We start from the raw sequence: 15,957 nt of genomic DNA on the forward strand, positions 1-15,957 counted from the left end.
GCCGCCGAGCTTGCGCCCGACGACCCTACAGACGACCCTCCCGGCGCAACAGATCCGCCGCGCTGACACCGCCGCCGCGGCGGGGCGGCGTCTCACCGGTCTCGCGGGTGTCGATCTTCTCAGTCGACTCCGGATCCTGTTGGGCGGGAATGGCAGTCGTCGGTTCGCTACCGCCGGCGTCGGGGATGGCCCGGGTCTGGTCCGTGGACGGGCGGGGCGCAGGAGTCGCGCTCGGGATGGCGGTCGTCGGCGTGTTGGTGCCACGCAACTCGCCCAGCCACGACTCGATCTCGCGGCGTTCGCGACCGGGTGCCGGATCGGCCCGCGGGACGCGCTCCGTCGGGGGTGCGTTCACCGCGTTGATCGCCGAGGTCGCAGCCGAATCCGGTTGCACAGCAAAGCGAGTCGTGGGTGGTTCCGGTGCGGGTCCGGGTGGCGGGGTCGGTATCCGGGTGGTCCCCGCGGCCGACGGGCCCGACGGGCGGACCGGCGGCAACGCACCGCGCGGGCTCGGCGCCGGCGGGATCACCGGATGACCCGGATCGTGTTGGGCCGGGTGCGCCGGTGCGCCGGCGCCGACGAGGGCGGCCTGGTCGGCGACCTCGCCCTCGGGCTCACGCACGACGGGGCGCTTGCGCTCATCGGGAAGCTCGACCTCACCGAGCCCGATACGTTCCTGCACCCGTTTCATCCACTGTGGCGCCCACCAGCAGTCGTCGCCGAGTAGTTTCATGATGGCCGGCACCAGGAACATCCGGACGACGGTGGCATCGAGCAACAGGGCGATCAGCAGGCCGAAGGCCAGGTACTTCATCATCACCAGATCGGAGAATGCGAAGGCACCGACCACCACTGCCAGCACCAGTGCTGCACCGGTGATGAGGCGTCCGGTGGTGGCGGTACCGATGCGGATGGCCTCGGCGGTCGACAGCCCCCGCGCGCGGGCCTCGACCATGCGGGACACCAGGAACACCTCATAGTCGGTGGACAGACCCCAGATCACCGCGATGATGAGGCCGATCATCGGAGCCATCAGCGGTTGCGGCGTGTAGTTCAGGAGTCCGGATCCGTGCCCGTCCTCGACGAACATCCAGGTCAGGATGCCCATCGTGGAACCCAGGGTGAGCGCGCTCATCAACGCCGCCTTGATCGGCAGCACCAGCGATCCAAAGGCCAGGAACATCAACACCGTCGTGGTCAGCACCAGGAGCACGACTAGCAGCGGCAGGTTGTCGTAGAGGCTCTGAATGCTGTCCTGTGCCAACGCCTGAGTGCCGCCGACCAACACCGTTGTACCGCGGGGCGGCGACAGCGCCCGTAGCTCCTCGATCTTGTCAGGCGCATCGGCGCTGGTGACCAGCCCGTTCTGCAGCACCCGCACCGACGGATCTTTGGAGCCGCCCTCCTGGACCGCGCGTTCCTGCCACATGGTCGACGGATCGTCGGCGCCGATGAAGCCTGGCACCGTTCGCGCCTCGGACCGCAGCTCAGCCAGTTGCTGATCGGTGATCGGGTCGCCGTTGTCGCTGCGGATCACCAGAGTGAGTGGCTCGGTGCGGAAGCTGGGGAAACTCTCGTCGAAGTTCTGCTGCGCCATGCGCACCGCGTTGTCCGGCGGCAGATATTTCTCGCTGTACCCGCCGAGCGCCAGCTGTCCCAATGGGATGACCAGCAGCGTCATGATGATCAGAATCGGCGCGGCGAAGCCGATCGGGCGCTTCATGACCTGGTTGACCAGCTTGCCCCAGAAACCCTTCTCGACCTCTTCCCGGGTCATGGTCTTCTGGGTCTTCTCGATGAACCAGTCGATGATCTTGCGCGAGAACGGCCAGTTGGCCAGGAACGGCACCCGAAGCAGAGTGCGCACCCCGAGCGCGTCGACGTTCGGTCCGAGAATGGCCAGTACCGCGGGCAGCACCGTGATCGACAGGAACGCCGCGAGCAGCACCGACGCGATGATGGCGTAGGTGATCGATTTCAGGAAGCCCAGCGGGATCAGCAGCAGCGGCAGCGAGGAGGCCACGATGATCACCGCGGAGAACGCCACGGTCCGACCGGAGGTCATCACGGAGCGCCGGACGGCGGCCTCGACGTCGTAACCCTCGGCGAGTTCCTCCCGGAATCGGCTCACGATGAACAGGCCGTAGTCGATGGCGATACCGAAGCCCATCATGGTGACCACGGGCTGCGCGAAGAAGTGCACGTCCATGAAATTCGCGGTGAACCGCAGGATGCCCAGCGCGCCGGCGATCGTCAGGCCACCGATGATGGCGGGCAGCGCCGCCGCGACGGCGCCGCCGAACACGAAGAACAGCACCACGGCGACGAGCGGCACAATCGCCAGCTCGGCGCGCTTCTGATCGGTGGCGATGGTGCCGGTCAGCTCGCTGGCGATCGGGTTGAGCCCCGCGAGTTGGATGGCACCGTCGTTGATCGCCCGCATTTCCGGCTCGACGGTCTGGTAGTTCTTCAGGATCGAGTCGTCATCGTCACCCTTGAGCGGGATGCTGACGAAAGTGCTCCGCAGATCGTCGGTCTTCATCGCGGCGACCGCGGGGGCGTCGGGCGCCTTCAGCCAGCCCACCCAGCTGACCACCTGGTCGGGGTGATCGGCGACCAGGGCGTCGAGCTCGCCGGACACCTTCTCCTGCCAAGCCCGGTCGGTGACCAACTTGTCATCGGGAGGGGTCAGGATCGCCACCACGTGGCTGCCGCGGTCGCGGCCGTAGACCTCGTCGCCCAGCAGCGATGCCTGCACGGACTGGCTGCCCTCATCAAAGAAACCACTCTGGGTGACGTGGGATCCCAAACTGGCCCCGTAAACGCCGCCACCAAGGCACAGTGCGACCATGACCCCGATCACTATGTATCGGAATTGGTACACCGTTCGACCCCACCAGGCGAACACGTCAGCTCCTTATTTGTTCTTGTCGATCTGAATCACGCTCCGCGCGCATTGTCACTTCAGTTCTTCACACGCGCGAGGTCAGCAACGCAGACAACGGCCGGAACGGCTGCAGCCAAGCGCCCTGCTCGGGCAGCGAATCAAGGCCGATTCGCGGTAGCGGCTCCCGGAAGACACCAGGGATGTCCTCCAGGTCGACGAACTCCAAGCTATCCGACGCTAACGCCCAACTGGCATGTTCGCGAAATCCGAGCACCTGCACCGGAACGCCCTCGTGGGCGATCTCTTCCAGCGGTATCCGGAACGCCTGACCGTCCGCGGATGCCACCACGACACCGGCCAGCCCCTCGCTGCGGCGCAGCGCGATGTGCTCCAGCATGTCGCTGTCCACGTCGCTGTCGTCGTCGATCTTGGGTTTGGCGAAGACAGCGAAGCCCACGTTACGCAACGCTTCCACCCAGGGCCGGACGACATCGGCGCTACCAGGGGCGATGTTGGTGAAAACCGTCGCCTCAGGTTCGAGGTGAGCCTCCAGCGTGGCCACCGCTCCGGTCTCGGCGTCGCGGCGGCTGGACAGTTCGGCGGTGCGGCTCAGCAGCCAGCGGCCCAATGCGTCGAAACGCGGCCGGTGCGCGGCGGTCGGCCGGCCGCCCAGGATGGATCCGAGGCCCATGTCGAGATTGGGCGCATCCCAGACCAGCAGCACACGCTGGGTGGGCGGCATCTCGGGAGCCGTCGGTGGGATCTCGGGGATGGTGGGGTCGGTCGTCATCGTCACATGCGCTCCCAGAGCAGTTCGGTCACGACCGGACCCGCCAGGGCTTTGCGCTCGTACTTGGTCTCGGGCCTGGCGACCGACATCGGCAAGGCGTCGGAACCGTCGAATCTGGGCCTGACCCGGCGTAGCCGCGGTTCGGCGTCCCCGACCTCGGCGATGTGCTCGGCGTAGCCCTGGTGGTCGGTCGCCGCGTGCAGGATCCCGCCGGGCTTGAGCCGGTCGGCGATCAAGGCCATCGTCTCGGGCTGCAGCAGTCGCCGCTTGTGATGCCGGGCCTTGGGCCACGGGTCCGGGAAGAAGACCCGCACCCCGGTCAGCGATGCCGTGCTCAGCGAGTGTTCGAGCACGTCGACGCCGTCACCGCGGACCAGCCGGATGTTGGGGATGCCGTCGCGGTCGATCGCGCCGAGCAACTGGCCCAGCCCTTTCTTGTAAACCTCCACCGCAATGACGTCGAGGTCGGGTTCCTGCTGGGCCATCGCCGCCGTCGAGGTGCCGGTTCCGCAGCCGATCTCCAGGATCAGCGGGGCGTGGCGGCCGAACCACTGTGCGGTGTCGAGCACCGTCGGCCGGGCGTCAGCGTCGCGGGCCTCGGTACCGATCCGCGGCCACAGCCGTTCCCAGGTTTCCTGCTGTCCGCCGGACAGGGTGGAACGCCGCGACCGGAAGCTGGTGACGCGGCGCATGTGATGGGGCGGGGAGGCATCCGCACCGGTGGCCTCCCCGGCCTCCTCGCGCTGGGCATACATCGGTCCATCGTCGCTCATCCAGACAGGTGTACCCGCATCGTGGTGAAGATTGATACCCAACAGTTGTCTTTGCGCCGATATGTCCGGAAAACACTGCTCACCGGGGTGCCGTGGCGATGACACCATGTGATGTGTGGCTGTGCTGTGGGCCGTGGTGACAGTGCAACAGATGTGACAGGAGCGGTGATGTCTGTCGACGAATTCGTCTCGGAATTGTCCGCGCTTGCGGAGGCCGCCGGCCCGCGCGAGCTCCGTCCGGTCATCGACGCGCTGTCCCGCCCGATCCGGTGCCGGACGGTGGGCCGCCCCGGGGTGGGCCTGCGCACGCTCGCGACGGGGCTGCGTGCGGCCGGGGTGACGGTGGTGGACACCGGAGCCGATGTCGAGGTGCTGGTGATCGCCGAGACCGCGAAACCGGAGGACTGCCGGATCGCCGTCGCGGCGGACGGTCCGGTCGTGGTCGCGCTGAACAAGGCCGATCTGCTCGGTGCCGCGGTGCCCGGCCACGTCGAGCTGGTCCGCCGGATCACCGGTGCCCCGGTCATACCGGTGTCGGGTCTGCTGGCGATCGCGACGCTGGACGACGAACTGGTCGCTGCCATCGGGGCGCTGGCCACCGAACCGGCGGATCTCAGCTCCACCGATGCGTTCTGCGCCGCGGCGCACTCCGTGGCTGCCGCCACCCGCGCACGGCTGCTCGAGGTGGCCGATCTGGCCGGGACCGCGAGGGCGATCACGGCCGTCCGTGCGGGTGCGGACGGCCGCGCGCTGACCGCATTGCTGCGCCGGGCGAGCAATATCGACGCGCTGTCCGCCGCTGTGCGTGGCGCGGCCGCGCCGCTGCGGTATCGGAGACTGTGTGAGGCGATGACCCGGCTGCGGGCGCTGGCGGCCGGGACCGCCGACCCACGGTTGGACGCGATGCTCGCCGGGGACACCGCCGTGCGGGCCGCGATGGTCGCGGCCGCCGAGGTGCTGGGCGCGGACGGCATGGACACCGGCCCGGATGATCCGCTGCGCCGGGCGGTGCGCTGGCAGAGCTACAGCCGGGGCCCGGTCAACGCCCTGCACCGCCGTTGCGGCGCCGATATCGCGCGGGGAGCGTTGCGCTCGGGGGTGTGGTGACCGAAGAACTGCTCCGCGAAGACCCCCGCGACCTGGACGCCAGGGTGTCCGCCATGGTGCCCGGGCTGACACCGCCGCGACCGGTCCCCGGTGCGGCCGTGCTGGTCATCGGCCCCTGGCTTGCCGGAGTGTCCAGCCTGACCGCGGCACTGCGGCGGCACATGCCCGAGCAGATGTTCGTCGAGCCCGAGGAACTCGCACCCGATATCGCGCCCATCGCGGTCGTCTTCGCGGTGTCCGCCGTGGCCCCGCTCGCCGAATCGGACTGCGCGGCACTGGATGGCGCCGCGCGGCACACCGACCTCGTGCTCGGTGCGGTGACCAAGATCGACGTCCACCGGGACTGGCGGGCGGTGCGCAGTGCCGACGCCGACGCCGTCGGTGCGCACGTGCCGCGGCTGCGTGACATGCCGTGGGTGGGCGTGGCCGCCGCGCCCCGCGAGGGCAGACCGCACCTCGACGGTCTGGTCGCGATGCTGCGGGAAAAGTTGTCCGATGACACGCTCGCACAACGAAACAGATTGCGGGCGTGGGAAAATCACCTCGCCGAGCAGATCGCCGCAGCATCTGCGGCGGCGGACGCCGAATCGGCGGCATTGCACCGTCAGCGCGCGGACATCCTGCGAGAGGCGAGGTTGTCCCGCTCGCAGCGTTCCATCGCCTTGCGCAGCCGCATCCAGCAGGCCCGCGTGCAGCTGGGCTACTTCGCCCGAAATCGGTGCGCGTCGGTGCGCACCGAGCTCTCCGAGGACGCTGCGTCCTGGGGCGGATTGCCCTGGGTGACGCGGCGCCGCGCCGACAATTTCTCCAGCTATGTGGCCGGCCGGGTGGCCGAGGTCGCCGCGGAGGTGGATTCCGGTGTCACCGAACAGTTCCTGGATATCGCCGCGGAGCTGGCGTTGTCCGCACCGCCGGTGCCGCCGGCGCCGCCCGCCCCGGAGGTGGGCGGGCCCGGGCTGACATCCCGGCGTCTGGAGATGCAACTGATGATGCTGCTGGGCGCGGGCTTCGGGCTGGGTGTCGCGCTGGCGGCCAGCCGGCTGTTCACCGGGCTGGCGCCGGGTCTGACCGCTGTCGGTGCGGTCGCCGGTGGCCTGCTCGGGTTGCTGCTCACGGTGTGGGTGGTGGGCATCCGGGGCCTGCTGCACGACCGGGCGCTGCTGGATCGATGGGTCGGCCGCGTCACCGCGACGCTGCGCGAGGACGCCGAGGCGCTGGTCGCCACCCGAGTGCTGGCCGCCGAGGTCGACTTCACCGGTCAGGCGGCGGCCGCCGACGAGCGAGCGGCCATGGAGACGGCCCGCCGGCTGGATGCCCTCGATGCCCGGCTGCGGGAGCGTGCGGTGGCCGCGGCGCGTGCCGCGTCGGCGGCCGAGCACCGTTTACCGGCGCTGCGCGCGGCATTGGCGGCCATCCGCGCCGATTTAATAATCAGATGAATTCGGTTACCGCCCAGTAGGACTTTTCTGGATATCTTTCTGAATCGTTCCTGTGAGTGATCGGACATTGTCCCGATTCCTCAGACCAAAGTCACCCGCGTTAACCTCTTATTAGGGACGATCGTGACCAGTCGGTTATCGGCATGTTCACGGAAACTACGCAGGAGACTTTGATGACCTCAGCGACCATTCCCGGTCTGGACACCGCACCGACGACGCATCAGGGGCTGCTGGCCTGGGTCCGCGAGGTCGCGGAGCTGACACAGCCCGACCGCGTCGCGTGGGCCGACGGCTCACAGGAGGAGTACGAGCGCCTGGCCACTCAGCTGGTCGAGGCCGGCACCTTCCAGAAATTGAACGACGAGAAGCAGCCGAACTCCTACCTGGCGCTCTCCGATCCGTCCGACGTGGCGCGCGTCGAATCGCGCACCTACATCTGTTCCGAACGCGAGGTCGACGCCGGCCCCACGAACAATTGGATGGACCCGGCCGAGATGCGGCCCTTGATGACCGAGCTGTACCGGGGCTCGATGCGCGGTCGCACCCTGTGGGTGGTGCCGTTCTGCATGGGCCCGCTGGACGCCGAGGACCCGAAGCTGGGCGTGGAGCTCACCGACTCGGAGTACGTGGTCGTCTCGATGCGCACCATGACCCGGATGGGCCAGGCGGCGTTGGACAAGATCGGCGAGGACGGCTTCTTCGTCAAGGCGCTGCACTCGCTCGGCGCCCCGCTCGAGGACGGCCAGCAGGACGTTCCGTGGCCGTGCAACGACACCAAATACATCACCCACTTCCCCGAGACCCGCGAGATCTGGAGCTACGGCTCCGGGTACGGCGGCAACGCGCTGCTGGGCAAGAAGTGCTACTCGCTGCGCATCGCCTCGGCGATGGCCCACGACGAGGGCTGGCTCGCCGAGCACATGCTGATCGTCAAGCTCATCTCGCCGGAGAACAAGTCCTACTTCATCGCCGCGGCGTTCCCGTCGGCCTGCGGCAAGACCAACCTCGCGATGCTGCAGCCCACCATCGAAGGCTGGCGCGCCGAGACCGTCGGCGACGACATCGCCTGGATGCGCTTCGGCAAGGACGGCCAGCTCTACGCCGTGAACCCCGAATTCGGCTTCTTCGGTGTCGCGCCGGGCACCAACTGGGACTCCAATCCCAACGCGATGAAGACGATCGCCGGTGGCAACACAGTCTTCACCAATGTCGCCAAGACCGATGACGGCGACGTCTGGTGGGAGGGCCTGGAGGGCGAGCCCGATCACCTGATCGACTGGAAGGGCGAGGACTGGGTTCTCCGCGAGACGGAAACCAAGGCCGCCCATCCCAATTCGCGGTACTGCACCCCGATTTCGCAGTGCCCGACGCTGGCGCCCGAATGGGACGATCCGCAGGGTGTGCCGATCTCGGCGATCCTGTTCGGCGGCCGCCGCAAGACGACGGTGCCGCTGATCACCGAGGCCCGCGACTGGCAGCACGGCGTCTTCATCGGTGCCACCCTGGGCTCCGAGCAGACTGCCGCCGCCGAGGGCAAGGTCGGCACCGTGCGGCGCGACCCGATGGCCATGCTGCCCTTCCTGGGCTACAACGTCGGCGACTACTTCCAGCACTGGATCAACATCGGCAAGCAGGCCGACGAGTCCAAGCTGCCGAAGGTGTTCTTCGTCAACTGGTTCCGCCGTGGCGCCGACGGCCGCTTCCTGTGGCCCGGATTCGGCGAGAACAGCCGCGTGCTGAAGTGGGCCATCGAGCGCATCGAGCACCAGGCCGAGGGCAAGAGCACCCCGATCGGCATCGTCCCGACCGCAGCCGATCTCGATCTCTCGGGACTGGACGTGGACCCGGCCGATGTCGATGAGGCGCTGGCCGTGAACGCCGATGAGTGGCGTGCCGAGCTGCCGCTGATCGAGGAGTGGTTCGAGTTCGTCGGCGAGAAGCTGCCGACCGGTATCAAGGACGAGTTCGACGCCCTGAAGACGCGTCTGGCCGAATCTGACTGATACCCGCGAAGAGTCCCAAATGGCCCCGAAATCACCTGATTTCGGGGCCATTTGCGACTGCCCGGCACCCATTGCGTCCGCGGCACCAACCGGACGCCCGTCGGCTCCGAATACCAGGTGATCGGTTGACGGGAGTTTCGAAGGACATGTTGCGCACGGTTCTGGACGGAGTGCTCGACCGGACGGTTGTGCCCGGATACACCCGCCTCGGGTTGGCGGTGCGTGAGCGGTTCTGGTCACCGCTGGATCCCGACGCCCTGGCCGGGTCCACCATCCTGGTGACCGGGGCGAATTCCGGCATCGGCAAGGCCATCGCCGCCGGGGTGGCCGGGCTGGGCGGCACCGTGCTGTTGACGGTGCGCGACCGGGCCCGCGGTGAATCGGCCCGCAAGGACATCCTCGACGCCACTCCCGGCGCGGATGTGCAGATCGAACGGTGCGATGTGTCCGATCTGGCGGGGGTGCGGGCCTTCGCCGCCGACCTGGTGTCCCGGGTGCCCAGGCTCGATGCGGTGATCCACAACGCCGGGGCGATGCCCCCGGAGCGGTCCCGGACCGACGAGGGCCATGAGCTTTCGCTCGCCACCCACGTGCTCGGACCGCTGTTGCTCACCGAACTGCTGCTGCCGGTGCTGGTGGAATCGCCGGACCCGAGGGTGGTGCTGATGTCCTCCGGTGGCATGTACACCCAGCGCCTGCCCGCCGATGACATCGAATACACCGCGGGCCACTACCGCGGGGCGGTCGCCTACGCGCGCAGCAAGCGGATCCAGGTGGCGTTGACACCGCTGTTGGCGAACCGGTGGGCCGCCCAGTCGGTCATGGTCGCCGCCATGCACCCGGGCTGGGCCGATACCCCCGGTGTGGCCACCTCGCTGCCCGCGTTCCGCAAGCTGACCGGCCCGGTGCTGCGCACGGCGGAACAGGCCGCCGACACCGCGGTCTGGTTGACGGCGACCTCACCGACACCGCCGTCCGGCCGGTTCTGGCATGACCGCGCGGTCCGGCCCACCCACTATCTGCCCAGCACCCGCTACAGCGACGCGGAACTGCAGCGGGTGTGGAAGTACTGTCTCGGCGCGGTCGGACTGTCCTGATTCAGAGCGTGGCGAGTTCGCGCCGGAGTCCCTCGACGCCCTTGTCCATGAGACGTGCCACCGGGATGCGTAGCAGCGGCTCACCGAAACGCAGCAAGCCCTGGAACGCGAACTCGATGCGGTAGGTGACCTTCGAGCCACCCTGGTGCGGGCTGACGGTGATCGTGTCATGCGCGATCAGCGAATCATTCTGTCCACGTAGCTGAATGGATCGCCCCGGCGTCACACCGATCACCTCGTACTCGAGGTCGCTCGTGCGGCCCGCAAATCGTGAGGTGTTGGCATACCGGGTACCGACGCCGCCGTCGCCGCTGACGCGGGTGGTGCGTACGGTTCCCGGCTCCCACTGTTCGGTGGTGGTGAAGTCGGACAGGTAGGCGAACACCACCTCCGGAGCGGCGGTGGTGGTGACCTCACGTTGCATCTCGATCATCTGCTCTCCTCTTTGATGAGCGGGTGGGCGTCCTCGCCCGAATCGGCGAAGGCCCTGCCGCGCTCCTCGGCTTCATCGCTCCCCGAGAACAGCCCGGATTCTTCTGTGGCAGTGGTGGTTTGCGGACGCGGACCGGGTGTCACGGTATCCCCCGATGCCGGCTGGAACCTCCAGCGTGGCAGCGCGCCACGCTGGCTGCGCTGTAGCCAGCACACCATGCCCTCACGGACCGCGCACTGCAGGTCCCACAGCGCGCCGGCGTTGGGTGCGCTGACGGTGATCCGGACCCGAACCGTGCCGTTCACCGCGTCGACGACCTGGAGGACTCCGGAACGGCCGTCCCACAGCTCACTTCGGCTCAGCAGTCGGTCCAGCTCGTCGCGCATGGCGTCGAGGGGCACGGTGAAGTCGACGTCGATCATCACGGTGCCGAGTATCTCGGTCGCGCTGCGCGTCCAGTTCTGGAACGGCGTGGTGGTGAAGTAGGTGCACGGCAGCACCAGTCGACGTTCATCCCAGACCTGGACCACCACATAGGTCATGGTGATCTCCTCGATGCGGCCCCATTCCTTCTCCAGCACCACGACATCGCCCACCCGTATCGCGTCGGTGAACGCGATCTGCAGCCCGGCGAACACCGAGCCGAGCGAGGTCTGCGCGGCCAGGCCGGCGACCACCGACAGCACGCCCGCGGAGGCGAACAGCGTCTTGCCGATGTCGGCGAAGGACGGGAAAGTCATCAGTGTTGCGGCCATCCCGAGCAGCACCACGACCGCGACGGCGAGCCTGCGCAGCACCGTCAACTGAGTACGCGCCTTCCGCCGTTGCAGATCGGCGTCGGTGAGTCCGGTGTCGCCGCCGCCGAAACGGGCGATCATCCGGCGTTCCACGACCACGACCAGCTTGGCGATCAGCCAGGTGACGGTGGCGATGGTCAGGATACGCATGCTGTGGTCCACCCAGGGCCGCCAGCTGTCCTGGGGGTGCGACGTTCGTTTCAGCGCCACCGACGCGGCGATGACCATCAGCCCGGTACGTACCGGCTTGCGGGTCAGCACGGCGATATCGGTGAGCCAGTGGCTGCGTCGGCCGGCGCGCAGCACCGCCCAGGACAGCGCGACGCCGAGGAAATACGCGCAGGTGACGGCACCGGTCACCCAGGTCAGGGTCACGGCGAGATTCGTTGCAGAGTCGAACTGGAACTGCTCAGGCATGGCTGCTTTCGGGTCGGGATCTGAGGAGGCCCGTGCGTCCTTGCACGCCTTGTTGGCTACCCGCCCGGCCCGCGGGTCAACCTCGGCAGGCGTTCGCAATCTTGACGGATGTCAAGTTTTTGGTGACTTGGCTGCCGGGGCGCGTTGGCGGCATCGTAAAGTCGGCTCATGCAGATCCGTGAAACGGCCGTCGCCACGCCCGATAAGCCCGCCGTCATCCTGTATCCCACCGGCACGGTGGTGACGTTCGGCGAGATGGAGGCCCGCGCCAATCAGTTGGCGCACTACTTCCGCGAGCACGGACTGGTCGAGGGCGACGCGGTCGCGATCCTCATCGAGAACAACGAGCACATGCACACCGTCATGTGGGCCGCGCGTCGCAGCGGGCTCTACTACGTGCCGATCAACACCCATCTCACCGCGGCCGAGGCGGCCTACATCGTCGACAACAGCGCGGCCAAGGCCATCGTCGGTTCGGAGGCGCTGCGCCCGGTGCTGGAGGGGCTGGCCGAGCACCTGCCCAACGGACTCCCCGCGGTTCTCTTGACCACTGGTGACCTCGACGGCTGGGCGAAGTACCCGGACGCGGTCGCCGACCTGCCGACCACGCCCATCGCCGACGAGTGGGACGGGGACCTGCTGCAGTACTCGTCGGGCACCACGGGGCGCCCCAAGGGCATCAAGCGCGATCTGCCGCACCTGCCGCCCTCGGAGACCCCGGGCATGATGGCCGCGCTGGTGTCGTTCTGGATGAACCCCGAGGCGGTCTACCTGAGCCCGGCGCCGCTCTATCACACCGCCCCGTCGGTATGGTCGATGCAGGCGCAGGCCGGTGGCATCACCACGGTGGTGCTGGAGAAGTTCGACGCCGAAGGCGCCCTGGACGCGATTCAGAAGTATGGCGTGACCCACGGCCAGTTCGTTCCGGTGATGTTCACCCGGATGCTGAAACTGCCTGAGCAGGTGCGTAAGTCGTATGACGTGTCGAGCCTGCAGCGGGTGATGCACGCGGCGGCGCCCTGCCCGGTGGAGATCAAGAAGCAGATGATCGACTGGTGGGGGCCGATCGTCGACGAGTACTACGCGTCCTCCGAGGCCATCGGCGCCACCCTGATCAGCGCCGACGAGTGGCTGGCACACCCCGGCTCCGTCGGCAAGGCGATGACCGGTGTGGTGCACATCCTCGACGAGGACGGCAACGAGGTGCCCGCCGGCCAGCACGGCGAGATCTTCTTCGAGGGCGGCGCCGACTTCGAGTACCTCAACGACTCGGCGAAGACGGCGTCCTCCCGGGACTCGCACGGCTGGAAGACGGTGGGCGACATCGGGTATCTCGATGAGGACGGCTACCTGTACCTGACCGACCGGCGCCACCACATGATCATCTCCGGCGGGGTGAACATCTACCCGCAGGAAGCCGAGAACATGCTCGTCATCCACCCGAAGGTGATGGACGCCGCGGTGTTCGGCATTTCCGACGAGGAGATGGGCCAGACCGTCAAGGGTGTCGTGCAGACCGTCGATCCTGCCGACGCCACCCCCGAGTTCGCCGAGGAACTGCTGGCCTGGCTGCGCGATCAGCTCTCGCACTACAAGTGCCCGCGTTCGATCTCCTTCGAAGCGCAGTTGCCGCGCACCGATACCGGCAAGCTGTACAAGCAGGAGTTGATCGCGCGGTACTCATGACGACTGCGGCCTCATGACCGTGCTGGAGCTCCCCGCCGGAATCCGCGTCGCCGTCGAGAAGCCGTTCGACGACGCGACTTTCACGCTGAGCGAAGCGGTTTCGGCCGACCGGCGGGTGGTCACGGTCGCATCGGTAGATGATGCCCTGGCCGACCTGACCGAGCGCTGCCGGCGGTGGCCGCAGGCCGCGGCGGTCTGCGATGACGTGCTGCGCGCACATCAGCCGGCCGCCCCCGTGTTCGCCGGCGTCATCACCGAATCGCTGGCCTACTCGACGCTGCAGTCCGGAGCCGAATTCGCCCGCTGGCTCGACGAACGCGGGCCCGTGCAGCTGCCGGCGCTGGCGGATCCGGTGCAGGCCGAACGCCGTGGCGACACCCTGTCGATCCGCTTCAACCGGGCACGGCGGCACAACGCCTTCACCACCGATGCGCGCGCCGCCCTGCTGGAGGTTCTCGGGGTGGCCCGGCTGGACGATTCGGTGACCGAGGTGGTGTTGACCGGCAACGGTCCGTCCTTCTGCAGCGGTGGTGACCTGGCCGAGTTCGGCACATTCGTCGACCCGGCCAGCGCGCACCTGGCGCGCACCCGGCACAGCCCGGCCCTGGTGCTGGCCGAACTGACCGAACGGCTGGGGCCGGCCTGCCGCGCCGAGGTGCACGGCCAGGTGTTGGGCAGTGGCCTGGAGATGGCCGCCTACTGCGGGCACATCCGGTGCCACCCCGACGCCGTGATCGGCCTGCCCGAACTCGCACTGGGGCTGATCCCCGGTGCCGGTGGCACGGTCAGCATCACCCGCCGTATCGGGCGCTGGCGCACCGCGTATCTGGTGCTCTCCGGTGTGACCATCGACGCGGCAACGGCGCTGGCCTGGGGCCTGGTCGACGAGGTCAGCGCTGACGTGCCGGCCGGATCACCAGCTCGTTGACGTCCACCTCTGCGGGTTCGTCGATCGCATAGGCGATGGCCCTGGCGATGGCGTCCGGAGGAATCGAGTCGGCACGGTAGGTCTGCATCGCCGCTGCCGCCGTCGGATCGGTGATCGATTCGGCCAGTTCGGATTCCACCACCCCGGGGGAGACGGTGGTGACCCGGATGGACGGGTCGAGTTCCAGCCGCAGACCCTCGGTGATCGCCCAGGCGGCGTGTTTGGTCGCGCAGTACACCGCCGCGGTGGGCACCACCTCATGTGCGCCGACCGAGGCCACCGTGACGAAATGCCCGTGGCCCTGCCGCTGGAACTGCGGCAGCGCTGCGGCGATCCCGTTGAGCAGACCGCGCACGTTGACGTCGATCATGGCGTCCCATTCGTCGGCCAACAGCGCGTCGAGCCGGGACAACGGCATCACGCCGGCGTTGTTGACGATCACGTCGATGCGGCCGTGGGCGGCGACCGCCCAATCGACGAACGACGCGAAATCGGCGCGGTCGGTGACATCGAGGCGGCGCACCGCAATGTTGTCACCCGCCAGTTCGGCGAGGCGGTCTTCGCGACGGGCGCCGGCGAGCACCCGGTGGCCCTGGGCGGCGAGCCTGCGGGCCACCGCCGCGCCGATGCCGCTGGTGGCTCCGGTGACGAGGACGATCTTGTTATCTGTCATGACCTCAGCGTCGGCCGGAGCCGGACGGTCAGCCAGGACGCGGTGTGCCTGGGTGCAGTGCACCCAGGCGGCGGGGTGTCGATGCGTCCTACTGTGGCGGTATGTCGGATCTGGGGGACTACCTACGCAGCAGGCGTGCACTGGTCAGCCCTGCTGATGTGGGTCTGGTCAGCGTCGGGCACCGCCGGGTGGCGGGGCTGCGACGCGAGGAGGTGGCGCTGCTGGCCGGGGTCAGCGTGGACTACTACATCCGGCTGGAGCAGGGCCGGGAACGGTCCCCGTCGGCGCAGGTGCTCGACGCGCTCGGGGCGGCGCTGCGACTCGACGACGACGGCCGCCAGCACCTCTTCCGGGTCGCCGGGCTGGCTCCGCGTCCCCATACGGTTGTCGTCCCGGATCGCGTCGACCCCGCGCTGATGCGACTGATGGACGCCTGGCCGGACAATCCGGCGCTGGTCTACAACCGGGCCTATGACGTGCTGGCCACCAACGCGATAGCCGATGCGCTGTTCGGGGACTTCGGCGCCCACGGCAACCTGATGACCTTGGTGTTCACCGAGGCGCGGGCCCGGGAGTTCTATGTGGACTGGCCTTCGATCGCGGCGAACTCCGTCGCGGGTTTCCGCCGCAACTACGCCGAAGCACCGGGGGACCCGCGGGTGGCGGCCGTGCTGGCCGAGCTGCTGGCCACGGCCACCGACTTCGCCGACCTGTGGGCCCGACACGATGCCCGCGGAAAACGCTGTCCACCAAAACGTTTCAGCATCCGACGGTGGGGCGGCTGACCTTGCACATGCAGACGTTCGCGGTGCGCTCGGCGCCGGGCCAGGAGCTGGTGGTCTACCAGGCCGAACCGGGGTCCACGAGTGCGGACGCGGTGGCACTGCTCGGCAGTCTGGCGGCCACCGCCGACAGCTGAATCCAACA

General features: G+C 68.3%; 12 protein-coding genes and 1 pseudogene. 7 read left to right on the top strand and 6 right to left on the bottom strand.

All coding sequences use genetic code 11. The annotated features are described in order from the left end of the window. Window positions 1-25 precede the first annotated feature (25 nt). The 3 genes from C6A86_RS00895 to trmB form a co-directional block, all read right to left on the bottom strand. Complete coding sequence (locus C6A86_RS00895; protein ID WP_105364982.1) at window positions 26-2,908, bottom strand: MMPL family transporter; 2,883 nt, start codon at window positions 2,906-2,908, stop codon at window positions 26-28. 64 nt (window positions 2,909-2,972) lie between these two features. Then, a complete protein-coding gene (locus C6A86_RS00900) occupies window positions 2,973-3,677 on the bottom strand; it encodes an NYN domain-containing protein (protein ID WP_105364983.1) in 705 nt (234 codons plus the stop codon). Window positions 3,678-3,679: 2 nt separating this feature from the next. After that, window positions 3,680-4,450, bottom strand: coding sequence for a tRNA (guanosine(46)-N7)-methyltransferase TrmB (gene trmB / locus C6A86_RS00905; protein ID WP_105364984.1), 771 nt, complete (start codon window positions 4,448-4,450; stop codon window positions 3,680-3,682). A 168-nt stretch (window positions 4,451-4,618) separates the two neighbouring features. On the opposite strand from trmB, the gene C6A86_RS00910 reads away from it, so the two are divergent. The 4 genes from C6A86_RS00910 (at window position 4,619) to C6A86_RS00925 (ending at window position 10,096) form a co-directional block, all read left to right on the top strand. Beyond that, window positions 4,619-5,557, top strand: a complete 939-nt coding sequence (locus C6A86_RS00910; protein ID WP_105364985.1) for a hypothetical protein — start codon at window positions 4,619-4,621, stop codon at window positions 5,555-5,557. Then, entirely contained in the window at window positions 5,554-6,996 is a 1,443-nt protein-coding gene (locus tag C6A86_RS00915; protein ID WP_311100989.1) for a hypothetical protein, read from the top strand. Before C6A86_RS00910 ends, C6A86_RS00915 begins: the two co-directional genes overlap by 4 nt. A gap of 173 nt (window positions 6,997-7,169) precedes the next feature. Further along, entirely contained in the window at window positions 7,170-8,999 is a 1,830-nt protein-coding gene (locus tag C6A86_RS00920) for a phosphoenolpyruvate carboxykinase (GTP) (RefSeq protein ID WP_105364987.1), read from the top strand. A gap of 146 nt (window positions 9,000-9,145) precedes the next feature. Next, window positions 9,146-10,096, top strand: coding sequence for an SDR family NAD(P)-dependent oxidoreductase (locus C6A86_RS00925; RefSeq protein WP_105364988.1), 951 nt, complete (start codon window positions 9,146-9,148; stop codon window positions 10,094-10,096). A gap of 1 nt (window position 10,097) precedes the next feature. On the opposite strand, the gene C6A86_RS00930 is transcribed toward C6A86_RS00925, so the two are convergent. Both C6A86_RS00930 and C6A86_RS00935 read right to left on the bottom strand, forming a co-directional pair. Then, on the bottom strand, window positions 10,098-10,529 hold the full coding sequence (locus tag C6A86_RS00930; RefSeq protein ID WP_105364989.1) for an SRPBCC family protein: 432 nt from the start codon (window positions 10,527-10,529) through the stop codon (window positions 10,098-10,100). Continuing rightward, window positions 10,526-11,743: a mechanosensitive ion channel family protein gene (locus C6A86_RS00935; protein WP_105364990.1), complete on the bottom strand. Its 1,218-nt coding sequence runs from the start codon at window positions 11,741-11,743 to the stop codon at window positions 10,526-10,528. Before C6A86_RS00935 ends, C6A86_RS00930 begins: the two co-directional genes overlap by 4 nt. A 168-nt stretch (window positions 11,744-11,911) precedes the next feature. On the opposite strand from C6A86_RS00935, the gene fadD4 reads away from it, so the two are divergent. Next, window positions 11,912-13,429, top strand: a complete 1,518-nt coding sequence (gene fadD4 / locus C6A86_RS00940) for a fatty-acid--CoA ligase FadD4 (RefSeq protein WP_105364991.1) — start codon at window positions 11,912-11,914, stop codon at window positions 13,427-13,429. Window positions 13,430-13,442: 13 nt separating this feature from the next. Then, complete coding sequence (locus tag C6A86_RS00945) at window positions 13,443-14,357, top strand: enoyl-CoA hydratase/isomerase family protein (protein ID WP_105364992.1); 915 nt, start codon at window positions 13,443-13,445, stop codon at window positions 14,355-14,357. Here the strand turns inward: C6A86_RS00945 and C6A86_RS00950 are convergent. Next, window positions 14,320-15,030 carry an SDR family oxidoreductase gene (locus tag C6A86_RS00950; protein ID WP_105364995.1) on the bottom strand — a complete coding sequence of 237 codons (711 nt, stop codon included), beginning with the start codon at window positions 15,028-15,030 and terminating at the stop codon, window positions 14,320-14,322. The two genes, C6A86_RS00945 and C6A86_RS00950, sit on opposite strands and share 38 nt — an antisense overlap. Before the next feature lie 101 nt (window positions 15,031-15,131). Between C6A86_RS00950 and C6A86_RS00955 the strand changes: the two are divergent. Further along, window positions 15,132-15,949: pseudogene (locus C6A86_RS00955) on the top strand (helix-turn-helix domain-containing protein). The last annotated feature ends 8 nt before the right edge of the window (window positions 15,950-15,957 follow it).

This window comes from Mycobacterium sp. ITM-2016-00316, from assembly GCF_002968335.2.
Lineage (GTDB): Bacteria > Actinomycetota > Actinomycetes > Mycobacteriales > Mycobacteriaceae > Mycobacterium.

Bases quoted from the DNA above. Each gene is read 5' to 3' on its own strand.
- C6A86_RS00900 (WP_105364983.1), bottom strand. From the start codon at position 3,677: ATGACGACCGACCCCACCATCCCCGAGATCCCACCGACGGCTCCCGAG.
- trmB (WP_105364984.1), bottom strand. From the start codon at position 4,450: ATGAGCGACGATGGACCGATGTATGCCCAGCGCGAGGAGGCCGGGGAG.
- C6A86_RS00910 (WP_105364985.1), top strand. From the start codon at position 4,619: ATGTCTGTCGACGAATTCGTCTCGGAATTGTCCGCGCTTGCGGAGGCC.
- C6A86_RS00920 (WP_105364987.1), top strand. From the start codon at position 7,170: ATGACCTCAGCGACCATTCCCGGTCTGGACACCGCACCGACGACGCAT.
- C6A86_RS00925 (WP_105364988.1), top strand. From the start codon at position 9,146: ATGTTGCGCACGGTTCTGGACGGAGTGCTCGACCGGACGGTTGTGCCC.
- C6A86_RS00930 (WP_105364989.1), bottom strand. From the start codon at position 10,529: ATGATCGAGATGCAACGTGAGGTCACCACCACCGCCGCTCCGGAGGTG.
- C6A86_RS00935 (WP_105364990.1), bottom strand. From the start codon at position 11,743: ATGCCTGAGCAGTTCCAGTTCGACTCTGCAACGAATCTCGCCGTGACC.
- fadD4 (WP_105364991.1), top strand. From the start codon at position 11,912: ATGCAGATCCGTGAAACGGCCGTCGCCACGCCCGATAAGCCCGCCGTC.
- C6A86_RS00945 (WP_105364992.1), top strand. From the start codon at position 13,443: ATGACCGTGCTGGAGCTCCCCGCCGGAATCCGCGTCGCCGTCGAGAAG.
- C6A86_RS00950 (WP_105364995.1), bottom strand. From the start codon at position 15,030: ATGACAGATAACAAGATCGTCCTCGTCACCGGAGCCACCAGCGGCATC.